Genomic DNA, 7,251 nt, shown 5'->3' on the forward strand with positions numbered 1-7,251 from the left:
GCTACAGCTCCTGCTGGCGCAGGCGCATCGTTTCCGCCGGAATCATGAACGTCTCCGCATACAGGCCGCGCATCTCGCAGCCGCGCACGCGCGCCAGGCTCTGGTAATAGTCCATGTAGGCGAACGACTTGCTGCCGGTGACGAACCAGTGCGTGGACAGCGCCTCGATCCACAGGTCGAACGCCTGCTGGTCGAAGCCGACATAGACGTACGGCACGTAGCCGACCGCGTCCTCCCAGTTCTCGCCGTAGTACAGCTTGCCCGCGAAATGCGCCGGACGCTCGCGCTCCATCGCCTTGAGCCCCGCGAAGAAGCGGGCGTCGTTCACGATGCGATGCGTCGTCGCATGGTCCTTGTGCATGCTGTTGCAGTGATGCGTGATGATGATGTCCGGCTTGATCTCGCGGATGACGTCGCAGACGCGCAGGCGGATCGCCTCGTCATCCGGTATTTCGCCGTCCGGAATTTCGAACACGCGCGCCTCGCCGCCGAGCATGCCCGCGAACGTATGCGCCTCGCGCACCTTCTGCTCGCGGTATTCGTGCACGTCCTGTCCCTCGGGCACGCCGCGCTCCCCGGCCGTCAGCGCCAGCGTCGCGATCTTGTCTCCCTTGAGATAATGGCTGGCCAGCACGCCTCCGGCGACCAGCTCCACGTCGCCGACATGCGCTCCGATGCCCAGTATCGTCAGCTGCTTTCTTTCGCTCATGATCCGATCCCTTCCTTTCTCATGACGGCGAATGTTTTCGCCGTCTTGAATCCGGCTTTGTCGTAGATGCGCAGAGCAGGGTTCTCGCTCCCGGTAAACAGCGTCATGTAGTCGGTGCCGATCGATCGGAACGCCTCGCAGAGCGAGAAGAACAGCAGGCTGCCGAGCCCGTGCCCCTCATGCTCCGGATGGACGCCGATGCCGGCAAAATAGCCGCGGCCGCTCGGCTCGCGCACGACCGGACCGGCGAAGCCGACGAGCCGGCTGCCGTAGACGGCCGCGACGACCGGCACGCCGCGCGCGGCGCAGTCCGCGATCTCGCGCTGCCAGAGCGGATTGCCGAGCGCGTCCAGCAGCTCCTCCAGCCCCGTGTGGCGGGTCGGATCGAGCCTCTCGACGGCATAGCCTTCGGCGGCGGCGCGCGATCTTTTCAGCAAAATATCCTCCGGCACGTCGAACTGCGCCAGATCCAGGTGCATCCCGTGCTGCAGCGAGCGCTCGGCATAGCCGGCCTCCAACAGCAGCCGGTGCAGCGCGCCGCCCGCCGGCGCTCCCGGCGCGTTGTTGTGCTCGTGGCCGGGCGTGCCCGGCACGAGCCACGGCAGCCGCATCGGGTTGAAGAACAGCACGTCGGCCTGCGTCTTGCCGAGCTCGGCGAAGCGCCGCTCCAGACGGGACAGCAGCTCCCGCCGCAGTCTGTCCGCCTCGGCCTCGCCGAGCGCGGCGTCCGCCAGCACGCAGGTGATGTAGCCGGCCTGCGCGCCGAGCGGCAGCTCGTCGCCCGTGCAGCCGATCGCCAGCCCCCGCAGCTCGCCGCCAGCCTCGGCGACGAACGCGGTACCCGGGTCGAACTGCGGATGCTCCGCGATCAGCGCCGCGAACCCGGCTTCATCCAGCGGCTTGTAGCCGTCGCGGACGGCTTCCCGGTTCCAGAGCGCGAGCGCGCCCCGGCGGTCTTCCTCGTTCCAGTTGCGGATCGTCATGATGATTCCCTCCTGCCGGCGCGGCCGGTCGGGCCGGCGATGCGCCAGCTGCATCAAGCGGAAGGGCGGCCCGCAGGGGGCCGCCCTCTGCGACATCGGCTCAGCCTTTGACCGCGCCGACGGTCACGCCTTCCAGGAAATACTTTTGCAGGCTGAAGAACAGGATGAACATCGGCAGCGCCGATACGGTCGCTCCCGCCATCATCGGCGCGAAGTAGGTCGTGTTGGCGAAGCGGAAGTTCTTGAGGCCGACCTGGATCGTCTGCATGTCCATCGTGTTCGTGACGAGGAACGGCCAGAAGAAGGTGTTCCACGACTCCATGAAGGTGAGGATCGCCATGACGGCCATGACTGTCTTGGACAGCGGCATGACGATGCGCGTCAAAATCTGGAACTGGCTGCAGCCCTCGACCTTGGCGCTCTCCAGAATCTCCTTGGGGATGGAGCTCATGAACTGCTTCGCCAGGAAGATGTTGTACACCGTGACCAGGCTTGGCGCGATCAGCGCCCGATACGTATTGGAGATGTCGAAGACGTTCACGATCAGGATGTAGAGCGGCACCTGCGTCACCTGATATGGAATCATCATGGCGCCGAGCAGGATGGCGAACAGCACCTTGCTGCCCCGGAAGGAAATCTTGGCGAACGCGTAGCCCGCCATCGTGGCGAACACGACGTTGGACACCATCGTCACGGTCGCGACGAGCAGGGAGTTGGCGAGCCAGCGGTACGAGTACTCGCTGTAGTTGAAGAAGAACTTATAGGACTCCAGCGAGAACTTTTCCGGCCAGATCGAGTAGCTGACCGCGCCCGCCTCGATCGGATCTCCGAAGGAGGAGATGATCATGAAGTAGATCGGAAACAGCGTCGCCAGCGCGAACAGCAGAAGGAGGATGATGATGACCGCATTGCGGGCGCTCTTCAGGAGAGAGTTGCCTAAGTGATTGTTGTATAAGCCCATGTCCTGGCCTCCTTCCGCTTAATATTCCACGTCCTTGCCCAGGAACTTGAACTGGACGAAGGCCATGATGGCGATGACGAGCGCGAGCACGAGCGATTGCGCGGCGGCGTCGCCGAATTCGAAGTACTTGAACGCCGTGTCGAAGATGAGCAGGCCGACCATCGTCGTGCTGTGGTCCGGTCCGCCGCCGGTCATCAGGTAGGCGTTCTGGAACACCTGGAACGACCCGATGACGCCGGTGACGAGCAGGAACAGCGTCGTCGGCTTGAGGCACGGGATGACGATATGCCACATCTTCTGCAGGAATGAAGCTCCGTCGATGTCGGCGGCCTCGTAATAGCTGTTGTCGATGCCCAGCAGGGCGGCGACGTAGATGATGATGCTGGTGCCGTGGCTGGACAGCCAGCTCATGAGCACGAGCGAGAACATCGAGGTGGAGCTGGAGCCGAGCCAGTTCTGGCTGGGGATGCCGAATGCGCCGAGCAGCTGGTTGAGGATGCCGCCCTGCATCGGATCGAAGATCCACAGCCAGACGACGGACAGCGCGACGCCGGAGGCGACCGCCGGCAGGTAGTAGATGGCCTTGAAGCTGGTCTGCATCCATTTGCGCAGCGGCATGATGAGGATCGCCACGCCGAAGCTGAGCAGCAGCGCCACCGGAACGGTGAGCAAGGTGTAGATGACGGTGTTGCCCATCGCTTTCCAGAACAGCGCGCTCTTGAAGACGTTCTCGTAATTCTCGAATCCGACATAGGTGGAGCCGAGCGGCTGATAATTCTGGAAGCTGATGATGAAGGCGCTGATGACGGGATAAGCCGTGAACATGGCGTAGACGACGAGGGCGACGGCGATGAAGGCGTACGCCCACCCGCCATCCCCGCGGTTCAGCCGGTTACGGGTTTTGATGGTCGAAGCTTCTCGTGCCATGATGCAGGACTCCTTTCCGCTTCCGCTGATCGGGCATGGGGGACTTTGAAGCAGGTCCGATAAAAGAGATCGGATAGCCGCGGGGGGCGGCTATCCGAGGCAGGAAATCAGTCTTGTACGACTCCGTCCGCGCCGAACGTATCGATCGCGGCTTTCTTCACGTCCTCGTACATTTTTTCCGGCGTCGTCTCGCCTGCAAGCAGCGATTGCAGCTTCGGCACGATGACTTCCGTCTCCAGCTTGATCGCCTTGGCCGCGAGCTCGGCCGGGATGTCCGGACGGGCCGGCGCCGCCGTGGAGAGCAGATGCTCGACCGCAGCCTTGTTGTAGTCGCTCTGCTTGCTCTCGATGCTCTTCATCGCTTCGCGGGAGCTCTTCGTGATCGGCGCGGAGAACAGCTCGCTGTTCGTCGTCGCGGCGACTTGGCCGCTGGCCAGGAAGTAGGCGGCCTTGGCGACGTTCGCCTTATGCTCGGCCGTCGGCTCCTTCTTGCCGCGGAACGTGACGTAGCCGTCGACGATCGCGTTGGCGACCGCAGGCTGGCCGGCGAAGGAAGGCACCGGGAGCACGACGTAATCCGTCTTGATGCTGTCCTTGACGGCGCTGCCGTCGTTGGCGTCGAGCTTCTCGTTGTTGAGGCGCGAGGAGTTCTCGAACACCGCCATGCCCTTGCCCGTAATCATCGTCTGGCCGGTCAGGAACATGTTCCAGCGCTTGCCGGCGTCGATGGAGCTGAGCTCCTTGGGCATCGAGCCGTCGTCGATCATCTGGCGGATGTTCGTGAGCAGCGTCAGGTAGTTCTTGCTCGTGTAGGCGTACTTCAGATCCTTGTCGAAGGCGGCCGGCATGCCGGCGTTCTTGACGAGGATGCCGAGGTAGTCCTTGGAGGTGACGCCGGCGGTGGCGAAGACGAAGCCGTAGCGCTTGGTCGTATCGCCTTCCTTCACGACGCCCTTCTTGATCGCCTCGCGGAACTCGTCGAACGTCCAGCCGCTCTGCTGGATCTTCTTCCAGTCGATGCCGGCTTCCTCCAGGAACGGCTTGTTGCCGCCGATCGCATGGACCTCCATGTAGGCCGGGAAGCCGAACAGGCCTTCGCCGTTGTACATATATTTAAGCGGACCTTCGTCGAAGTCGGCGATCATCTCCGGCGTGACGACGTCCTTGATGTCCATCACCATGCCCATCGGGACGTACTTGGCGATGCCCTCCGAGCCCATGAAGGCGATGTCCGGCGGGCTGCCGGCGTTGACCTGGGTATCGAGCTTCTGGGTCATGTCCTCCCAGCTGGCCGGCTCGATCTTGAGCGTGAGGTTCGGATACTGCTTGTTGAATTCCGTTTCCATCTGCTTGAAGTTGGCCTGGAAGTTCGCCGATACCGGCGGCAGCAGCGCCGTAATCGTATCCTTCGCCGCCGCGGCGCCTTCTCCTCCCGTGTTGCCGGCCGCGTTGCCAGCCGGCTCGTTGCCGTTGTTGGAGCCGCAGGCGCCGAGCACGCCGGCCGCGACGGTGAGAGCGAGTACACTTGCCGTCAATCTTGATCTTTTTGTCATGGTTCAAGATCCTCCCTTTTTAAATAGACAAGTTCGTATATGGGAATCGCATGACGCAGTCGCCGGCTTCGTTCAGCCCGCTCCGGCGCAGATGCGGATTGCCTCCTTGAGATTGCCGGAGCTGTGCTGCAGCGCCTGGCGCGCTTCCTCGGGCTCGAGGCCGGTCTGAAGCATCATGATGGCGAGCTTGGTGTCCTTCGACGCCCGCTCGAGCGCGTCGGCCGCCTGAGCCTCGCTCGCGCCGGTCGCCCGGACGATGATGCGCAGCGAGCGGTCGTGCAGCTTCTTGTTGCTCGCCTTGAGGTCGACCATGAGGTTGTTGTACGTCTTGCCGAGCTTCACCATCGTGCATGTGCTGAGCATGTTGAGCACGAGCTTCTGGGCGGTGCCCGCCTTGAGCCGGGTCGAGCCCGCGATCACTTCATTACCGACGACCGGAGCGATGCAAATGTCGCAGACTTCGGCGACTTTCGTGTTTTTATTGTTCACGAGGCCGATCGCCGCCGCTCCGATCTCCTGCGCCCGCCGCAGCGCCTCGATGACAAACGCCGCGCTGCCGCTGGCGGAGATGCCGACGACCGCGTCGCGGCGGGTGACGCCGATCCGGTCGATCAGCGCGCGGCCCTCGTCGCCGTCGTCCTCGCAGCCCTCGACCGCCGTCCGCAGCGCGACGTCTCCGCCGGCGATATGGCCCTGGACTAGGGCCGGGTCCGTGCCGAAGGTCGGCGGACACTCGGAGGCGTCCAGCACGCCGAGCCTGCCGGATGTGCCGGCTCCGATGTAATATAATCTGCCACCCTGCGCAAGAGCGGCATGTATGGCGTCGACCGCTTCCATGATGCGCGGAATCTCCGCCTCGACCGCCTCGGGCACCTTCGAGTCCTCCCGGTTGAGCAGCCGCAGCATCTCCTCGGTCGAGCACTCGTCGATCGACATCGAATCGGGATTGATCCCTTCCGTAGTCAGGCCGGCAAGGTATTCGTTCATTTTCATTCCCCTAACCTGCGATCATCTGGAAGCGGTTACCTCAAGCCTCCGTCCGATCTTGATAAACTTCGTATGACGTACCCCAATCGTATCGAAACGCTCCGAATTGGTCAATAGTTTTTGAAATTTATTTTTATAGTGGAACTTAATGTTGGAGTTTTAATACAGAATTTTGTCAAAACGAAAGGGTTTGTGGGAGTTAAGTTAACATAGTTCGTCCCGGCTGTCAGTCGCTGTCGGAACGCCAATTTCAGGGAAGCGGTTGCGGCTTCGGCCGGGAAGCGGTTGCAGGATCGGCCGGAGAAAATCCTGCCTCAGGGCGCATGGAGAGGATGCTCCGCGGGCGATCGTTTTATGCGTTTAGGTGGATGGGGGGCGGGGACGGAATTCCTGGGGATGTTCGCTGACGCCGCTCCAGGGACGGAACCTCTTTCCGATTCCGCTGAAGCCCAGATTCCTCTGATCTCCTTTTCCGAAACGGAAGGAATCCGGCCTTCAAGGGAACCGCTGCCGCTTCTCCAAGAGGTTTCCGTCCCCTCCGCTCCCTGCCTCACGCCTACCTCGAAGGTCAGTTACTCGATTACTTAAACCCTGCCGCACGCCTACCTCGTATCCCAGTAACTCGATTTTTTCGACTTAACCCCTGCCTCACGCGTATCTCGAAGCCGAGTTACTCGGGTTTTCCGCGTATCTCCCCCATCCGAACGCACATCCGACCCGAGTTACTCGGTTTTTCCGCGTATCTTCCCCATCCAGACGCACATCCGACCCGAGTTACTCGGGTTTTCCGCGTACCTCCCTCATCCAGAGGTCAAGTCCATAATTGTGTGTAAAAACACTTCTCGGTAGAAAATGGAATCGGGTTTAAAGGCTGTCCGTCGCTTCCGTCATGGTGGTGCTGGTTTCCTGCTCCTCCGAGCCGGCGCCCTGAGTGACTTTCTGCTTCTTCCACGCCTTGAAGTCCGTCATGTCCATGTACGGCTTCTTCGTCATCCAGTACTCGTTCTCTTCCATGAGCATGGCTCCGATGAGGCGAAGGACGGAAGCGCGATTGGGAAAGATGCGGATGACCGTCTCGCGCCTGCGGATCTCCCCGTTCAGGCGCTCCATGCCGTTGGAGGTGCGCAGCCG

The 7,251-nt window shown here is 62.0% G+C and carries 7 protein-coding genes; all 7 read right to left on the minus strand.

Translation table 11 applies throughout. The features are described from left to right. Position 1: 1 nt before the first annotated feature. Positions 2-709, minus strand: coding sequence for a PIG-L deacetylase family protein (locus tag H582_RS0124645; protein ID WP_028600669.1), 708 nt, complete (start codon positions 707-709; stop codon positions 2-4). Next, positions 706-1,692, minus strand: coding sequence for a GNAT family N-acetyltransferase (locus H582_RS0124650; RefSeq protein WP_028600670.1), 987 nt, complete (start codon positions 1,690-1,692; stop codon positions 706-708). The genes H582_RS0124645 and H582_RS0124650 overlap by 4 nt, the downstream gene beginning before the upstream one ends. A 100-nt stretch (positions 1,693-1,792) precedes the next feature. After that, positions 1,793-2,653 (minus strand): carbohydrate ABC transporter permease, encoded by an 861-nt coding sequence (locus tag H582_RS0124655; protein ID WP_028600671.1) that lies wholly within the window; start codon positions 2,651-2,653, stop codon positions 1,793-1,795. A gap of 18 nt (positions 2,654-2,671) precedes the next feature. Beyond that, on the minus strand, positions 2,672-3,580 hold the full coding sequence (locus tag H582_RS0124660) for a carbohydrate ABC transporter permease (protein ID WP_028600672.1): 909 nt from the start codon (positions 3,578-3,580) through the stop codon (positions 2,672-2,674). A 107-nt stretch (positions 3,581-3,687) separates the two neighbouring features. Further along, complete coding sequence (locus H582_RS0124665) at positions 3,688-5,133, minus strand: ABC transporter substrate-binding protein (protein ID WP_028600673.1); 1,446 nt, start codon at positions 5,131-5,133, stop codon at positions 3,688-3,690. 72 nt (positions 5,134-5,205) lie between these two features. Continuing rightward, positions 5,206-6,120, minus strand: a complete 915-nt coding sequence (gene murQ, locus H582_RS0124670) for an N-acetylmuramic acid 6-phosphate etherase (RefSeq protein ID WP_028600674.1) — start codon at positions 6,118-6,120, stop codon at positions 5,206-5,208. A gap of 864 nt (positions 6,121-6,984) precedes the next feature. Then, positions 6,985-7,251: transposase (locus H582_RS0124675; RefSeq protein ID WP_028600675.1), on the minus strand; the 267-nt coding region annotated here is incomplete at its 5' end.

This window comes from Paenibacillus pasadenensis DSM 19293, assembly GCF_000422485.1.
In the GTDB taxonomy this organism is placed as follows: Bacteria; Bacillota; Bacilli; order Paenibacillales; family Paenibacillaceae; genus Paenibacillus_O; species Paenibacillus_O pasadenensis.

Bases quoted from the DNA above. Each gene is read 5' to 3' on its own strand.
- H582_RS0124645 (WP_028600669.1), bottom strand. From the start codon at position 709: ATGAGCGAAAGAAAGCAGCTGACGATACTGGGCATCGGAGCGCATGTC.
- H582_RS0124650 (WP_028600670.1), bottom strand. From the start codon at position 1,692: ATGACGATCCGCAACTGGAACGAGGAAGACCGCCGGGGCGCGCTCGCG.
- H582_RS0124655 (WP_028600671.1), bottom strand. From the start codon at position 2,653: ATGGGCTTATACAACAATCACTTAGGCAACTCTCTCCTGAAGAGCGCC.
- H582_RS0124660 (WP_028600672.1), bottom strand. From the start codon at position 3,580: ATGGCACGAGAAGCTTCGACCATCAAAACCCGTAACCGGCTGAACCGC.
- H582_RS0124665 (WP_028600673.1), bottom strand. From the start codon at position 5,133: ATGACAAAAAGATCAAGATTGACGGCAAGTGTACTCGCTCTCACCGTC.
- murQ (WP_028600674.1), bottom strand. From the start codon at position 6,120: ATGAACGAATACCTTGCCGGCCTGACTACGGAAGGGATCAATCCCGAT.